This window comes from Cedecea colo (genome assembly GCF_011808225.1).
Lineage (GTDB): Bacteria > Pseudomonadota > Gammaproteobacteria > Enterobacterales > Enterobacteriaceae > Dryocola > Dryocola colo.
Genome location: NZ_SOYS01000001.1, coordinates 753421 through 769101, shown reverse-complemented (window position 1 = coordinate 769101; position 15681 = coordinate 753421). Strand labels below are relative to the sequence as shown.

The 15681-nt window shown below is 53.7% G+C and carries 15 protein-coding genes and 1 pseudogene; 10 read left to right on the top strand and 6 right to left on the bottom strand.

Going from position 1 to position 15681, the window contains the following annotated elements:
- The first annotated feature begins 118 nt into the window (after nucleotides 1-118).
- The 3 genes from hglS to E2L00_RS03450 all read left to right on the top strand — a co-directional run bounded on the left by hglS (nucleotide 119) and on the right by E2L00_RS03450 (nucleotide 3570).
- Complete coding sequence (gene hglS, locus E2L00_RS03460) at nucleotides 119-1462, top strand: 2-oxoadipate dioxygenase/decarboxylase HglS (protein ID WP_167607016.1); 1344 nt, start codon at nucleotides 119-121, stop codon at nucleotides 1460-1462.
- A 48-nt stretch (nucleotides 1463-1510) separates the two neighbouring features.
- Nucleotides 1511-3025, top strand: coding sequence for a carboxylesterase/lipase family protein (locus tag E2L00_RS03455; protein WP_167607013.1), 1515 nt, complete (start codon nucleotides 1511-1513; stop codon nucleotides 3023-3025).
- 134 nt (nucleotides 3026-3159) lie between these two features.
- Nucleotides 3160-3570, top strand: coding sequence for a hemerythrin domain-containing protein (locus E2L00_RS03450; protein ID WP_167607010.1), 411 nt, complete (start codon nucleotides 3160-3162; stop codon nucleotides 3568-3570).
- 20 nt (nucleotides 3571-3590) lie between these two features.
- On the opposite strand, the gene E2L00_RS03445 is transcribed toward E2L00_RS03450, so the two are convergent.
- Nucleotides 3591-4451 carry a LysR substrate-binding domain-containing protein gene (locus tag E2L00_RS03445; protein ID WP_167607007.1) on the bottom strand — a complete coding sequence of 287 codons (861 nt, stop codon included), beginning with the start codon at nucleotides 4449-4451 and terminating at the stop codon, nucleotides 3591-3593.
- Between the two features lie 117 nt (nucleotides 4452-4568).
- On the opposite strand from E2L00_RS03445, the gene E2L00_RS03440 reads away from it, so the two are divergent.
- From E2L00_RS03440 to E2L00_RS03430, 3 genes are all read left to right on the top strand, one after another.
- A complete protein-coding gene (locus tag E2L00_RS03440) occupies nucleotides 4569-5738 on the top strand; it encodes a pyridoxal phosphate-dependent aminotransferase (protein ID WP_167607004.1) in 1170 nt (389 codons plus the stop codon).
- Nucleotides 5739-5849: 111 nt separating this feature from the next.
- The gene (locus E2L00_RS03435; protein WP_167607563.1) at nucleotides 5850-6590 is read left to right on the top strand and encodes an ABC transporter substrate-binding protein; all 741 of its coding nucleotides are present in this window, start codon (nucleotides 5850-5852) and stop codon (nucleotides 6588-6590) included.
- A 232-nt stretch (nucleotides 6591-6822) separates the two neighbouring features.
- The gene (locus E2L00_RS03430) at nucleotides 6823-8478 is read left to right on the top strand and encodes a glucan biosynthesis protein D (RefSeq protein ID WP_167607001.1); all 1656 of its coding nucleotides are present in this window, start codon (nucleotides 6823-6825) and stop codon (nucleotides 8476-8478) included.
- 35 nt (nucleotides 8479-8513) lie between these two features.
- On the opposite strand, the pseudogene E2L00_RS03425 reads toward E2L00_RS03430, so the two are convergent.
- The 3 genes and pseudogenes from E2L00_RS03425 to E2L00_RS03415 form a co-directional block, all read right to left on the bottom strand.
- Nucleotides 8514-8726, bottom strand: a pseudogene (locus E2L00_RS03425) (toxin-antitoxin system HicB family antitoxin); the annotation flags it as partial.
- 98 nt (nucleotides 8727-8824) lie between these two features.
- Nucleotides 8825-8968 carry a hypothetical protein gene (locus E2L00_RS03420; protein ID WP_167606998.1) on the bottom strand — a complete coding sequence of 48 codons (144 nt, stop codon included), beginning with the start codon at nucleotides 8966-8968 and terminating at the stop codon, nucleotides 8825-8827.
- A complete protein-coding gene (locus tag E2L00_RS03415) occupies nucleotides 8952-9353 on the bottom strand; it encodes a VOC family protein (protein WP_167606995.1) in 402 nt (133 codons plus the stop codon). Before E2L00_RS03415 ends, E2L00_RS03420 begins: the two co-directional genes overlap by 17 nt.
- Before the next feature lie 66 nt (nucleotides 9354-9419).
- Between E2L00_RS03415 and rimL the strand changes: the two genes are divergently transcribed.
- A complete protein-coding gene (gene rimL, locus E2L00_RS03410) occupies nucleotides 9420-9974 on the top strand; it encodes a 50S ribosomal protein L7/L12-serine acetyltransferase (RefSeq protein WP_167606992.1) in 555 nt (184 codons plus the stop codon).
- Here the strand turns inward: rimL and ydcK are convergent, their stop codons facing one another.
- Nucleotides 9975-10904: a YdcK family protein gene (gene ydcK / locus E2L00_RS03405; RefSeq protein ID WP_167606990.1), complete on the bottom strand. Its 930-nt coding sequence runs from the start codon at nucleotides 10902-10904 to the stop codon at nucleotides 9975-9977.
- Nucleotides 10905-11016: 112 nt separating this feature from the next.
- Between ydcK and tehA the strand changes: the two genes are divergently transcribed.
- Both tehA and tehB read left to right on the top strand, forming a co-directional pair.
- On the top strand, nucleotides 11017-12009 hold the full coding sequence (tehA, locus tag E2L00_RS03400) for a dicarboxylate transporter/tellurite-resistance protein TehA (RefSeq protein WP_167606987.1): 993 nt from the start codon (nucleotides 11017-11019) through the stop codon (nucleotides 12007-12009).
- A complete protein-coding gene (gene tehB, locus E2L00_RS03395; RefSeq protein WP_167606984.1) occupies nucleotides 12006-12599 on the top strand; it encodes a tellurite resistance methyltransferase TehB in 594 nt (197 codons plus the stop codon). Before tehA ends, tehB begins: the two co-directional genes overlap by 4 nt.
- Nucleotides 12600-12740: 141 nt before the next feature.
- Here tehB and pepT read toward each other — a convergent pair whose 3' ends face one another.
- Complete coding sequence (gene pepT, locus E2L00_RS03390) at nucleotides 12741-13970, bottom strand: peptidase T (protein ID WP_167606982.1); 1230 nt, start codon at nucleotides 13968-13970, stop codon at nucleotides 12741-12743.
- Between the two features lie 117 nt (nucleotides 13971-14087).
- On the opposite strand from pepT, the gene E2L00_RS03385 reads away from it, so the two are divergent.
- A complete protein-coding gene (locus E2L00_RS03385) occupies nucleotides 14088-15680 on the top strand; it encodes an ABC transporter substrate-binding protein (RefSeq protein WP_167606979.1) in 1593 nt (530 codons plus the stop codon).
- Nucleotide 15681 lies beyond the last annotated feature (1 nt).

The following is a 15681-nucleotide window of genomic DNA, read 5'->3' as shown; positions in this document are numbered from 1 at the left end:
CCGCATCTCGTTCTGGTCCAGCCGATAAGTTCAGGCAGATCACAAAACGCAAATTCTTCGCCCTGAGTGCGCCGTCAGATCCTACGCTTTCAGCAATATTCACTGGAGATACGACATCATGGCGAACAACATCACGGCTGATGAGATTCGGGAAAAATTTTCGCACGCAATGTCGGCGATGTACCAGCAAGAGGTGCCTCAGTACGGCACGTTGTTAGAATTGGTCGCCGATGTAAACCTCGCGGTCCTGGAAAACGACCCGGAACTGCAACAGCAGCTGGAAAATGCCGATGAACTGGCAAGGCTTAACGTTGAACGCCACGGGGCTATCCGCGTCGGCAAGCCTGAGGAGCTGGCGACGTTACGCCGGATTTTTGCCGTCATGGGCATGCAGCCGGTTGGCTATTACGATCTTTCGCAGGCGGGCGTGCCGGTGCATTCCACCGCGTTTCGCCCGACTGACGATACCGCGCTGGCCCGTAACCCGTTCCGTGTGTTTACCTCCTTACTGCGCCTTGAACTCATTGAAAACGCATCCCTGCGCAAGAAGGCTGCGGCAATCCTGGCAAAGAGGGATATTTTTACCCCGCGCTGCCGGGCGCTGCTCGATATTTACGATCGGCAGGAAGGTTTGAACGACGCGCAGGCTAATGAGTTTGTCAGCGAGGCGCTGGAGACGTTCCGCTGGCACAGCCATGCGACAGTCGATGCGCAGACTTACCAGGCGCTGCACGATCAGCACAGATTGATAGCCGACGTGGTGTGTTTCCACGGCTGCCATATCAACCACTTAACGCCAAGAACGCTGGACATTGACCGCGTGCAGGCGCTCATGCCTGAATACGGCATTTCACCCAAGGCGATAATTGAAGGACCGCCGCGCCGCGAATTTCCGATATTGCTGCGCCAGACCAGTTTTAAAGCGCTGGAAGAGCCGATTTTGTTTGCCGGAGAGCATCACGGAACGCACACGGCGCGGTTTGGCGAAATCGAACAGCGTGGGGTAGCGTTAACGCCGAAGGGGCGCGCGCTGTATGACGAACTGCTGCTCGAAGCAGGCAGCGGCAAAGACAATCTCAGCCATCAGCATCATTTGCAGGAGGTGTTCAGCCGTCTGCCGGACAGCGATACGCTGCTGCGTCGCCAGGCGCTGGCCTATTTCCGCTATCGCTTAACGCCCGCAGGCGAAATGCACCGGTCGGGGATAAAGGCCGGTGACGATCCGCAGTCGTTGATTGAACGCGGCTGGCTGGTGGCGCAACCTATTACCTATGAAGATTTTCTACCGGTGAGCGCCGCGGGTATTTTCCAGTCTAATTTAGGCAGCGAAAGCGGCGCCCGTTCCCGTGGGCATGCCAGCCGTGAAGCTTTTGAACAGGCGCTGGGAGCGTCGGTTGCCGACGAGTTTGAGCTATATCAACAGGCTGAAGATCGCAGCAAACGACGTTGCGGACTGCTCTGAACGCGCTATTCTGCTTGAGGTATCGATAGCAAGAGCAAGGAATCGCAGATGGAAGCGCCTGAAATCCCGTTGGTTAATGTCGCTCAGGGCAAGCTTGCCGGAACAACAGAAGAGGGATGTAGCGTATTTCGCGGCATCCCCTTCGCCGCTCCGCCCGTGGGCGAATTGCGCTGGCGAGGGCCTGTTCCTCCTGCGAGCTGGGAAGGAGTCAGACCTGCCACGCAGTTTTCTCCGGCAAGCTGGCAAAGTCTGGAATATTGTAAAGCCGTGGGCGGCGGCGATCCGGGCCGGTTTTCTGAAGACTGCCTTTATCTGAATATCTGGACGCCCGCAAAAATCGGCGACGAGCCGCTTCCCGTTATGGTCTGGCTGCACGGCGGCGGCTACACCATCGGCGCTGGCGGACTGACGCCGTACGACGGTCGCGGGTTTGCCTCGCGCGGCGTGGTGTTTGTGTCAATCAACTACCGGCTGGGGCACCTGGGTTTTTTCGCGCATCCGGCGCTGGCAGACGAAGATCCAGCAGGACCGCTATATAACTTTGCTCTGATGGATCAAATCGCCGCGCTTGCGTGGGTGCAGGAAAACATTCATGCCTTTGGCGGCGACGCCAATAACGTGACGCTGTTTGGCGAATCAGCCGGGGCGCGAAGCGTGCTTTCACTTCTGGCCTCGCCGCTTGCCGGCGGGTTATTCCATAAAGCAATCGTTCAGAGTGCTTACACCTTACCGGACGTTGAGCGGCACCAGGCGCTGAAAAAAGGCATATCATTGGCGCGCCACTTTGGGCTCGAAGAGGCCACTGCTGAACAACTACGCGAGCTGCCGGCCGACCAGTTCTGGACATTAGAAGCGCCGCTAAATATCGGTCCGGCGCCCATAAGCGGCGACCGCGTGCTGCCGGAGCCGATGCTGGATACTTTCTTCACGGGCAGGCAGCATCCGATGCCGGTCATGATCGGCAGCAACAGCGATGAAGCCAGCGTGCTGAGCTATTTCGGTATCGATCTGGCCGGGCAAATCGAGCTGCTGCGCCGGGAGAAACGGTTCGGGCTGGGACTGATAAAAATGCTCTATCCGGGCGTAAAAGGCGATGCAGAATTAGGCCGCCAGGTGTGCCGCGATATGGCCTTTACCACGATGGGGTTTGTGGTTATGCAGGCGCAGCAGCGTACAGGCCAACCCTGCTGGCGTTATTACTTTGATTATGTCGCCGAGGCTGAACGTAAAACCTACGCAAACGGAACCTGGCACGGCAACGAAGTTCCCTACGTGTTCGACACGTTACGGCTCACTCCACCGGCCTGCGATTATGTGACGGTAAACGATCTGGCTTTCTCCGCTAAGGTATGCGACTACTGGGCCGAATTTGCACGAGCGGCGACGTCCGCAAGCGAACAGCTTGACGGCGTCTTACGCTGGCCCGCGTGTATCCGGCGTAAAGACAGAACGATGTTAATTGGCGTGAGTAAACAGGCGCGGTTCAGGATAAGCAATCGTTTTATGCGAACCCGTATGCAGTTATTTAAACGCGTAATGAAACAGCACGTCAGATTAGGATAATCCAGCGCTAAAAATAATAACGTCTTATCCTAAATCACAGGCTTTTTATTCTGCAAATAAGGCATTGCTAATTTTTAAAGATGTATTTAATATGCATCTTATAGAGGCACGATAATGCAGATAAGGATTAATCCATGAATATCGATAAAATGAAAAGCCAGCATGTGGAAATAATAGATAAACTCAACAAACTCAGAGAGCTGAGCCATGCGGGCATATCGCAACATGCTAAGGAAATAGCGCAGGCCGTCATCAACATGAGTTCTGTTATTAAAATCCATCTCTCTGCTGAAGATCAGTTTTTATATCCTTACCTGGAAAAGGTAAATGATGCAAAATTAAAAAGAATGAGCCTACAGTTGCAGCGTGAAATGGCGGATATTGTCATTCAGTACGAAGCTTTCTCCCGGCGCTGGAATACAGCCGATAAAGTATTTGGCCATGACGAGGAATTTCGTCGGGACGCCAATATCGTTTTACGCAAAGTCCATGAGCGAATGCACAAAGAGAACCATGACTTCTATCCGCTGGTAGAACAGATATAGCTCATGCCCCGTCAATCTCTTCAATCCGGCGTGAGCAAGCTCTCACAGAAAGCCTCCAGCCCGGCCATATTCTCGCTACCAGGACGTACGGCCAGGCGGTAGCTTGCTCCGGTTTTCACGCTGTGCGCGAAAGGGCGCGCCAGTCTGCCCATCCGTACATCTTCTGCAACCAAAGCCTCATCGGCGATGGCTATCCCAAAACCCTGAATAGCGGCGCTTATGGCCAAATCCATCGTATCGAAATGCTGGTTCCTTACCATCGCAGGCTTTGTTGCCGGATAGTCGGCAAGCCACAGTGACCAGTCCGTGCGATCGCGCGTCGGATGCAGGAAGGTGAAACGCGGTAGATCTTCGGCAGACAGCGGCCCCGCAGGCAATAAACTCTGGCTGATGACGGGCGTGAGGATCTCTTCAAAAAGTAGCGTGCCGGCTTTGGCGTGCAGGCCAAAAACAATCGCCACGTCATAAGGTTCGTTTTTGAAGTTAACCCCGTGATCGACGGTGGTGGTAAGCGCAACCTGAATATCCGGGGCGCGAAGCTCAAGCTGTATGATTTTAGGCACCAGCCAGCGCATCGCGCAGGTCGGCGCCTTCAGGCGAATAACGCTCGGTTTATGACAGGCGCGCCCGGCAACGTCAAGCAGCTTTTCGAAAGCATTTTGCAGATCGGGAAGCAGGGCGCTTCCCTGCGGCGTAAGATACAAACCCCGCGCGTGACGTTCAAATAATGCAAAGCCCAGCCACTCTTCAAGGGCGGCAATCTTACGGCTGACCGCTCCCTGCGTGAGGTATAACTCTTTTGCTGCCCGGGTAAGATTTAAATGTCTGGCCGTGACCAGAAACGCATCAACCGTGTTGAGGGGAAAATTATGCCGCGCCATCGTGCTCTCCGCTGAGCCATGCATTTTTTGCATGGCTATTATGACAACAATTCGTTTGTCGTGGCAACCGCATCCAGTTTGAATAGTTATGCAAATTGAGCAGCAACAGGAGCGGCCATGACTATCCATACCCCGGTTCAACATCGTTCAAAACTGCCCGATGTGGGAACCACCATTTTTACCGTTATCGGCCAGCTCTCGGCGCAGCATAACGCGATTAATCTTTCGCAGGGCGCGCCGAACTTTTCACCCGACCCCAAGCTAATTGCTGGCGTCACCAAAGCCATGCTGGATAATCATAACCAGTACTCGGCAATGACCGGTCTTGCTCCACTGAAAACGCTAATTGCGGAGAAAGTGGAAACGCTCTACGGCGCGCATTATGACGCCAACGATGAAGTGCTGATTACCGCCAGCGCCAGCGAAGGGCTCTATTCAGCCATCAGCGGGCTGGTGCATCCGGGTGATGAAGTGATCTACTTCGAACCCTCGTTCGACAGCTATGCGCCTATTGTGCGTCTGCAAGGGGCTAAACCTGTTGCTCTGAAGCTTGCGCTTCCGGACTTCAGCGTCAACTGGGATGAAGTGCGGGCCGCCATTACGCCTCGTACACGTATGATCATCATTAATACGCCGCACAACCCAAGCGGGCAGATATTCAGCGCGCACGATCTGGAGATGCTGGCGGCGTTGACGCGCAACACGGATATCGTCATTTTATCCGATGAAGTGTATGAGCACATCGTGTTTGACGGTAAACGTCACCACGGCATGGCGACGCATCCACAGCTTGCCGAACGCAGCGTGATTATCTCTTCATTTGGAAAAACGTTCCACGTTACGGGCTGGCGCGTGGGATATTGCCTGGCACCGGCGGCGTTAATGGATGAGATTTGCAAGGTGCATCAGTTCTTGATGTTTTCTGCCGATACGCCAATGCAGTACGCTTTTGCCGACTACATGGCCGATCCGCAAACCTATCTGTCGCTGGCGGCTTTTTACCAGCGCAAGCGCGATCTGATGCAGTCCTTACTGGCGGAGTCGCCGTTTAAACTGTTGCCGAGCGCGGGGTCGTTCTTTCTGCTCGCCAGTTTCGACCATTTCAGCGATGAGTCCGACAGCGAGATGGTCAAGCGTTTGATTACCGAACATGGCGTGGCGACGATCCCGCTTTCCGCGTTTTACACTGACGGAACGGATAATAAACTGATTCGTCTTTCCTTTGCCAAAGATGAAGCCACATTACGGGCGGGCGCACAGGCGCTTTGTCGGCTGAAACCACGTTGAAAAGAGGTCAAAATGAAAAAAATTCATGCGCCAGGTTTAGTGGTTGAGAAGTTCTCTCCTTTCTCCGGGTCGGCAGTAGCTAAACTGCGCTACGGCATTTTAGCCGTTGGGATGTTCACCACTTTCGCCGGGCTGGCGGCAACTGAACTGCGCTACGGCGTTGAGGCTGAATATCCGCCGTTTGAAAGCCGCAATTCGTCAGGCGAGCTGGAAGGCTTTGATATTGAACTGGGCAACGCCATCTGTAAGGCGGCGAGCCTGAAATGCTCCTGGGTTGAAACCTCTTTTGATGCGTTAATACCGGGCCTGATGGCAAAGAAATTTGACGCCATCAACTCGGCAATGAATATCACCGAACAGCGGCGCAGAAGCATCGATTTTACCCAGCCGATTTACCGCATTCCTTCTCAGCTTGTGGGCAAGGCCGGCAGCGCCGTTGACGCCACGCCGGAAGGGCTAAAGGGAAAAACCATCGGCGTTCTGCAAGGCTCTATCCAGGAAACCTATGCCAAAGAGCACTGGGAAAAGCAGGGCGTAACGGTTGTCTCTTATAAAGATCAGAATATGGCCTGGGGCGATCTGCTCAATGGCCGAATCGATGCGTCGCTGGTGATGTCCGCAGCCGGACAGGCGGGCTTCCTGAGCAAACCGCAGGGCAAAGGATTTGGCTTTATCGGCAAGCCGGTGAGCGACGATACTATTCTCGGCAGCGGAATCGGTTTTGGTTTGCGTAAAGGCGATGCGGAGACTAAAAAGCAGCTCGATGCGGCGATTGAAAAAGTGAAGGCCGACGGCACGGTGACAACGCTTGCCAAGAAATACTTCCCCGGCATTGACGTCAGCGTGAAGTGATCTCGCTTTGCCCCTCTTTGACATGTGAGAGGGGCGTTTTCCCGTCCTTTTTTCAGTTCATTCCGCTTCAAATAAAAAAACTGCGTTTCTGAATCAAATCCGGATCGACAACCGTTGGATTAGCGGTGAATTTTGTCTAGAGTGTGCGGTCGTAATGGTTGCAACAGCTTGCCGTAGTTCTGCCCACAGGGCAGGACGAAATACATCGACATAAAAGGACGATTCCCCGGGCATGAACCGCAGACGTTTTATTAAAGCCTCTATGGCTCTCGCCGCAGCCTGCGGCACTCCGACCCTCGCTACCTTCTTTTCTCGCGCAGCATTCGCCGCGGAATCCGGGATCGCCGATGGCCGTACCACCGAGTTTGACTTTTCAGTGCTGCAGGCAATGGCCCATGACCTGTCGAAAAAGCCCTGGAGCGGCGCGCCTCGTCCGTTGCCGGATACGCTGGCCACGCTGACGCCACAGGCTTATAACGCCATTCAGTATGATGCGGATCATTCGCTGTGGAACGGCCTGAACAATCGTCAACTGGACGTACAGTTCTTCCATGTGGGGATGGGGTTCAAACGCCGCGTGCGCATGTTCTCCGTCGATCCTGCTACCCATCAGTCGCGCGAAATTCACTTCCGGCCTGAGTTATTTAACTACAACAATGCGGGCGTCGATACCAGACAGCTTGAAGGACAGATGGACCTCGGTTTCGCCGGGTTTAAAGCTTTTAAAGCCCCGGAGCTGGCGCGTCGCGACGTGGTTTCTTTCCTGGGTGCCAGCTATTTCCGCGCTGTAGATAACACTTATCAGTATGGTTTGTCCGCGCGGGGACTTGCGGTAAATACTTTTACCGACCAGTTAGAGGAGTTCCCGGATTTCACTTCGTTCTGGTTTGAAACGCCGGAAGCTGGCAGCACAACGTTTGTGGCGTACGCGCTGCTGGACAGCAAAAGCGTCACCGGGGCGTATAAATTCATCATCAGTTGCGAAGAAAAACGCGTGGTGATGGAGGTGGACAATCACCTTTACGCTCGCGAAGACATCAAGCAACTGGGCATCGCGCCGATGACCAGCATGTTCGCCTGCGGCACCAACGAACGCCGCATGTGCGACACCATTCATCCACAGATCCATGACTCGGATCGCCTGGCGATGTGGCGCGGCAACGGTGAATGGATTGCCCGGCCGCTGAATAACCCACAAAAACTTCAGTTTAACGCCTATATGGATAACAACCCGAAAGGATTTGGCCTGCTGCAGCTTGACCATGAGTTCGCCAATTACCAGGACATTATGGGCTGGTATAACAAACGCCCGAGCCTGTGGGTTGAACCGCGTAATAAGTGGGGTAAAGGCACCGTAGGCCTGATGGAAATTCCAACTACGGGTGAAACGCTGGATAACATTGTCTGCTTCTGGCAACCGGAAAAACCGGTGAAGGCAGGCGATGAGCTGGAATTTAAGTATCGTCTGTACTGGAGCGGCCTGCCGCCGATTACCACCGAACTGGCCCGCGTCTACGCGACGCGCACGGGTATGGGCAGCTTCCCGGAAGGCTGGGCGCCGGGCGAACACTTCCCGGACAAATGGTCACGCCGTTTCGCCATTGATTTTGTGGGCGGCGATTTGAAAGCTGCGGCGCCAAAAGGTATCGAGCCGGTTATCACGCTTTCAAACGGTGAAGCAAAGCAGATCGAAATCCTCTACGTGGAACCGTTCGACGGCTACCGCATTCTGTTCGACTGGTATCCAACCGATGATTCCACCGCGCCGGTAGATATGCGCATGTTCCTGCGCTGCCGGGGCGATGCCATCAGTGAAACCTGGCTGTATCAGTATTTCCCTCCGGCGCCTGACAAACGTAACTATATTGATGACCGCGTGATGAAATAAACGCAAAAGCCCCGCAGGAAAAACCGCGGGGCTTTTTACTTCAGCTTCATTTGCTGGCTTAAAATCTCAACGATGAAGCTATTTACCGACATGCGTCGCTCTGCGGCGGCAATCGCCAGCCTTTCACCAAAGGATTCCGGATAACGCAGGGTAAAGGTTTTAATCTTTTCTTCCCGTTCATAAGGATCGATGCCGCTAGCTTTACAATCAGCAAGATAATCCTTCAGGGATATTTCCCCTTCCTGCTTATCAATTTATGCAGTCATGGCAGCATAACTGCAAATGTCCTCAATTTCTGACGTCATTGCTGAATGAATGTCCGGAAACAGAATGAAATTTCTGCAAATTAAGCCAGCGATGCGGCTGAAATTTGCATAAGCGGTCGGTGAACTTGAATGTTTATTCTGATTTCGGCATCGAGATTAACGGCGGCGGTGCCACCGTCTGTAACGAGCGCATTTGCTGATGAAGGATTACTTTTCGGCACCATAAAACATTCCTTCCAGCTTCATGCCGTCCGGGTCAAGGAAGAAAACGGCATAATAATCCGGGTAATACTCGCCGGCGGGATCGAATATAGTCACGTTATGCTTCACCAGCCACGCCTGCAGATCGTCCACATCCTGCCGGTTGCGTAAGCCCCAGGCGTAATGATGAAAGCCCGGATCGCCTTTGCGATAAGGATGGCTGAGTCCTTGTTTGTCAGCCTGGCTAATCCACAGACGGGTTGAGCCGTTGGTCCAGCCCATCATCCCCGGGTGCTCATCAAGCACCTCGAAGCCCAGAAAGCCCATCAGGCCGGCATAGAACCGACGCGAGACGGCGAAATCGCTGACGGAAATCACCAGATGATCGACTGCAACAACTCGGGACATACGCTTTCTCCTGACTGAAGCCTGTGTTAACTATAGTCAATACGTCCCGGACTACGGAGGTTCACCTTGCAGGCGGCTGAAAACTGGCAGGATGATGTCATCAAAGTTAACGAGAAAATAACGCTGCACTCCATTCATGAACGCTATGTTGATGAGCTGTTCGCCCTTGTGGTGCGCAATAAGGCATGGCTGCAAAAAGCCATGGAGTGGCCGCAGCATGTAGCATCTCGTGAGGATACGTTAAAGACCGCGCAGGGAAATTATATTTTGCACCACCGCGGCTACGCGAAAATGTTTCTTATCTATCTGGATAAGGAGATGGCGGGCGTGATTTCGTTTAATCAAATCGAACCGACCAATAAGACGGCTTATATCGGTTACTGGCTGGACGAGGGCGCGCAGGGGCAGGGTATTATTTCGCAGGCGCTGGAAGCGATGATTGCTAAATATTCAGGTGAAGATGCGGTACGCCGGTTTGTTATCAAATGCATCGTGACTAACGAAGCAAGCAATAAGGTGGCGCAACGCAACGGGTTTATTCTCGAAGGATGTTTACGCCAGGCAGAGTTTCTTAACGGTGAGTTTCACGACCAGAATATCTACGCGCGCGTTGAGGAATAATCAAAACACACCATAAAACGGCGTTCTGGTTACCCGCTGGTCGCCGTTGACAGCCTTATTGCCGCGGATATGAATCGCTTCGCCGTTAATTCCGTCTACCGTTGCCAGGTCGCAGACCTGCACGTTATTTTCGATCAGCACATTACCCGTTACGCGCGCGCTACCATAAATCTGCACGTGGTTATCCAGCAGAACAGGGCCGCCAATGAGCGTGGCATCATCGAAGATATGCACGTGATGTTTTAGCACGCAGTCGCCTTCGATGACCGCATTGCCATAAATCTGCGAGGAGTAGCGAATGGTCGGGATCTGGTCTTCTCCGCTACCGGCGATAATGCGGGCGTTCTCGAAAACGCGGGCGCAGTCGCAAATCCAGACGTTGTTATCCTCGTTTCCTTCCAGCACGGCGTGCCCGAATACCTCGGCGCGGTGTTCAATGAACGCGTTGCTGACCACGGCATCGCCATAAATTTGCGCCTGATGGACTACGCGGGAAGCGCGGACCACCGCGTTACCATAGATTTGCAGCAGCTGGTCGTGGTCCGCCGTCAGGCCGCGCAACGCAATAATCTGGCTGTCGTTTATTACGCGTGCATTTTCGCGGATAAAGCATTCCCCGCTAACCAGCGAATCTTCAACGAAAGCATGACCAGAGACGTGAGCCTGATGGCAAAGCGTCGAGGCGCCATGAATTTGCGCATCGTCTTTGACGTCGGAGCCGCCGAATACCAGAGACTGGCTATCGTAAATCCAGCATTCGCCTTGCTGATCCAGGCTTGCCTCACTTTCCACCCAGCCGCCGGTTTGTCCGGCTTTTACATCGCTAAAGTCCTGGAGCGCGCGGATTTGCCAGAGCCTGATCCGTTGCTTTTCGCCATCGAGCAGATAATCGTGAAGCTGTGAATCCTCGGTTAATTCGTATTTACGCATTCGTTCTGCCCCCTTTGGCCTGTTTAAAACGTAGCAGGTAAATGGCTGGCGTGGCGTTCCGGCGCGGAATCGCATAAAATGCATTTAAAATACATTTTAAAAAATAAACAAAATGAGCAAATCAGTGTCGTCCACGATGATTAATCTGCCCGCCGGGTATTTCGGTATGGTGCTGGGGATAATCGGAATGGGTTTCGCGTGGCGCTATGCCGCCGCTATCTGGCCCGTTAGCCCGCTGCCTGGCGCGTTCCTCGAAGTCCTGGCTATGATAGTCTGGTTTCTGCTGGCGCTGGCTTTTTTGTACCGCCTGGTAAAATATCCCCGGACGGTAAAAGAGGAAATTCTTCATCCGTTAATGAGCAGCTTCGTCAGCCTTTTTCCCGCAACCACGATGCTGGTGGCTATCGGAATTGCGCCTTACTTACGGCCGGTGGCGGTGGGGATGTTCGTAGCGGGCGCAGCGGCGCAGCTCAGCTATGCCGCGTGGCAAAGCGCCGGTTTATGGCGTGGAAACCATCCGCAAACGGCAACCACGCCGGGGCTGTATTTGCCGACGGTCGCCAATAATTTTATCAGCGCGATGGCGAGCGGGGCGCTGGGTTATCACGACCTGGGGATTTTGTTTTTTGGCGCGGGCGTTTTTTCCTGGCTCAGCCTGGAACCGGCTATTTTGCACCGTATGCGTAGCGCCGGAGCATTACCCACGCCGGTTCGCACCTCGCTTGGGATCCAGCTTGCTCCTGCGCTGGTGGCCTGTAGCGCTTACCTCAGCGTAAACGGCGGACGGGCGGATTTCTTTGCCAAAATGCTGTTTGGCTACGGTTTATTGCAGCTGCTTTTTATGCTGCGCCTCATGCCCTGGTATATGGCTCAGCCGTTTAACGCCTCGTTCTGGAGTTTCTCATTCGGCATCTCAGCGCTGGCAACCACCGCGCTGCATCTCAGTCACGACAGCAGCGACGGCATTTTTACCGTCGTCGCGCTGCCGCTGTTTATCTTTACTAATGTCATTATCGGCCTGCTGCTGGTGCGCACGTTTATTCTGCTGATGCAGGGAAAACTCATTGTGCGTACGGCCAGGCCCATGAAAGAGGATCGTTTATGACCGCGAAGTCTGAAAGTTACTACAGCGAAAAATATGGTTTAACGCCAACACATTCCGACGTGGTGAATGCCGCGACCATCGTACCACCAGGCAAGGCGCTGGATCTGGGCTGCGGCAACGGTCGCAACAGCCTGTACCTGAACCAGAAAGGCTTTGAGGTGACCGCGTGGGATAAAAACCCAATGAGCATCAATAATCTGAAACAGATTATCGAGGCGGAAGGATTAAAAAATATCACCGCCGGTATCGCTAACCTGAACGAACTGAAATTTGACGGCGAGTACGATTTTATTCTCTCCACCGTGGTGATGATGTTCCTTGAGCGCGACACCATTCCGGGCCTTATCGATAATATGCAGCGCTGTACCAGAAAGGGCGGCTATAACCTGATCGTGGCGGCGATGGATACGGAAGATTTCCCCTGTAACGTTGGGTTCCCGTTTGCGTTCAAAGCGGGCGAGCTGAGCAATTATTACCAGGGCTGGGAGCTGATTAAGTATAACGAAGACGTTGGCCAGCTACATAAAACCGACGAGAACGGTAACCGCATTAAGCTGCGTTTTGCCACCATGCTTGCTCGTAAGCTTTAACCAGGTAGCGGTGGATGGCGACTTGCGCTTATCCACCCTACAGAAACCATACGGACAAATGTCGGGCGGATAAACATAGCGCCACCCGCGGAACCGCCTGAAAGGCAAGCGGCCTTTACGCTTATCCGCCCTACAAATGGATTATTTAGCCGCCAGCAGACACAGCTTCAGCGCCACGTTATAAGATGCCTCGAACGACTTCAGCGGCAGAAACTCAAACCGTGAATGGAAATTATGCGCGCCGGTAAAGAAGTTCGGCGTTAATAACCCTTTTGCGGAAAGCGCAGCCCCGTCGGTGCCGCCGCGCATCGGAATGACCTTCGGCTCAATGTTCAACTCGTCGAGTGCGGCAAAAATCAAATCAATGGCCCGGCGATCGTCGGTAATGGCGTTGCTGATATTGCTGTAGGTATCGCTGATGTGGTATTCCACCCGCGCCGTTGGGTGCTGTGCGGCAATTTTCTGCGCAACTTCACCAATCTGCTTTTTACGGCGTTCAAAGCAAGCCAGATCAAAGTCGCGGATATTGGCTTTCAGCACCGCCTCGCTCTGGGAGGCCTGCATGCCGTTAAACCAGATGTAGCCTTCTCGCCCTTCGGTGTGCTCCGGCGTTTGCTGACGGTCGAAATGGCTGATGTAATCCATCGCCATCAGCAGCGGATTCACCAGCACGCCTTTAGCGGACATCGGATGGCTGGTCACGCCGGTAAAGCGTAGCTCGGCATGGGCGGCGTTAAAATTTTCATACACCACTTCGCCTAATTCACAGCAGTCGATGGTCCAGGCAAAATCAACGTCGAAACGCGCCAGATCTAACGCTTTCGCGCCGCACAGGCCAATCTCTTCATCCGGTACAAACGCCACCACGATATCGCCATGCTTATGCTCCGGGGTGAGATTTTCCAGCATTGTCATCACCACCGTCACCGCCGCTTTATTATCCGCGCCCAGCACGCTGGTTCCGTCGCTGAAGATGATTTCTTCCCCCGGATAGGCGTTAATTTCCGGATGTTCAGAAGTGCGCAGCCAGATATCTTTCTCCGCATTCAGGCATAAATCCTCGCCGGTAAATCGCAAAATTTGCGGATGAATATCCGGCGACAGACCCACATCAACGGTATCGATATGCGTGATAAAACCTATCCGCGGCGCGCCCGACACGTTGCCTTTTTTTACCGCCGTAACGGTCGCATGCTCGTCAATGAGCACGTTTTGCAGGCCGAGTTCACGCAGTTCCGCAGCCAGCATTTTCGCCATTTCATGCTGGCCGGGCGTGCTTGGCAGCGTGTTAACACGAGGATCGCTCTGGCTGGTGACGGCCAGGTAGCGGAAGAAGCGTTGGGTGAGCTGCGAGGAGAGCGGCGAGGGCATAATGTTTCCTTATTGTTCGATGTTGTTTGTTGGCGATGTAAATTTAATGTTATTTATTAGAGCGCTTAGTACAAGCTTTATTCGTTCAGGGGCAGGATAACCAACAGGAAGATAGCGATGAAAATAAAAATGACCGCGCTTGCGCTGGCCGTAGCCGCAATCTCAATCAGCTCAGGCGCCGCAGCAAAAACGCTGGTTTATTGTTCCGAGGGCTCGCCGGAGAACTTTAACCCACAGTTATATACCTCCGGCACCAGCGTCGACGCCAGTGCGGTGCCGGTTTATAACCGGCTGGTGGATTTCAAAGTCGGCACGACCGAACTGCAGCCGAGCCTTGCGGAAAGCTGGGACGTTAGCGAAGACGGCAAGGTTTACACTTTTCATCTCCGTAAAGGAGTGAAGTTTCAGAGCAACAAATACTTCAAACCGACGCGCGACTTTAACGCCGATGACGTGATCTTCTCGTTTATGCGTCAGAAAGATGCAAAACATCCTTACCACAACGTTTCCAACGGTAACTATTCCAACTTCGAAAGCCTTGAGTTCGGCAAGCTGATAACCGCCATCGATAAGGTCGATGATCATACGGTACGCTTTACGCTGGCCCATCCGGAAGCGCCGTTCATCGCCGATTTAGGCTGGTATTTCGCATCCATTCTCTCGGCTGAATATGCCGATGCGATGCTGAAAGCAGGCACGCCTGAGCGCGTGGATATGAACCCGATCGGCACCGGGCCGTTTGAGCTGAAACAGTATCAGAAAGATTCGCGTATCCTGTTTACCGCCTTCCCGGACTACTGGCAGGGCAAAGCGAAACTCAATCGCCTGATTTTCTCCATTACGCCGGATGCTTCGGTGCGCTACGCGAAGCTTGAGAAAAACGAATGCCAGGTCATGCCGTTCCCGAACCCGGCGGATCTGCCGCGCATAAAAGAAAACAAAGACATCGCCCTGATGCAAAAAGCGGGGCTGAACACCGGTTTCCTGGCGTTTAATACCCAGAAAGCGCCGCTGGATAATGTGAAAGTGCGTCAGGCGCTGGCGCTGGCTATCAATAAACCGGCGATTATCGAGGCGGTGTTCCAGGGGAGCGGTACGGCGGCGAAAAATCTGTTGCCGCCGGGCGTGTGGAGCGCGGACGACCAGCTAAAAGATTATGACTACGATCCACAGCAGGCTAAAGCCCTGCTCAAGGAGGCGGGCTTCGCCAACGGCATGACCATCGACCTGTGGGCCATGCCGGTCCAGCGTCCCTATAACCCGAACGCCAAACGTATGGCGGAGATGATCCAGGCCGACTGGGCAAAAGTGGGCGTGACGGCGAAAGTAGTGACCTATGAATGGGGCGAGTACCTTAAGCGCGTGAAAAATGGCGATCATCAGGCTGCCCTGATGGGCTGGACAACGGCCACCGGCGACCCGGATAACTTCTTCGGCCCGCTGTTTACCTGCACTGCCGCGAACGGCGGCTCCAACTCATCGAAGTGGTGCTACCAGCCGTTTGATAAGCTGATTCTGCAAGCTCGCGCTGAGGGAAATCACGATAAGCGCGTGGCGCTTTATAAGGAAGCCCAGCAGATGATGCACGACCAGATGCCCGCGGTGATGATTGCGCACTCAACGATTTTCGAACCGGTGCGCAAAGAGGTAAGCGGCTATGAAATCGACCCGTTCGGGAAGCACATTTTTTATCAGGTGGACGTAAAATAAC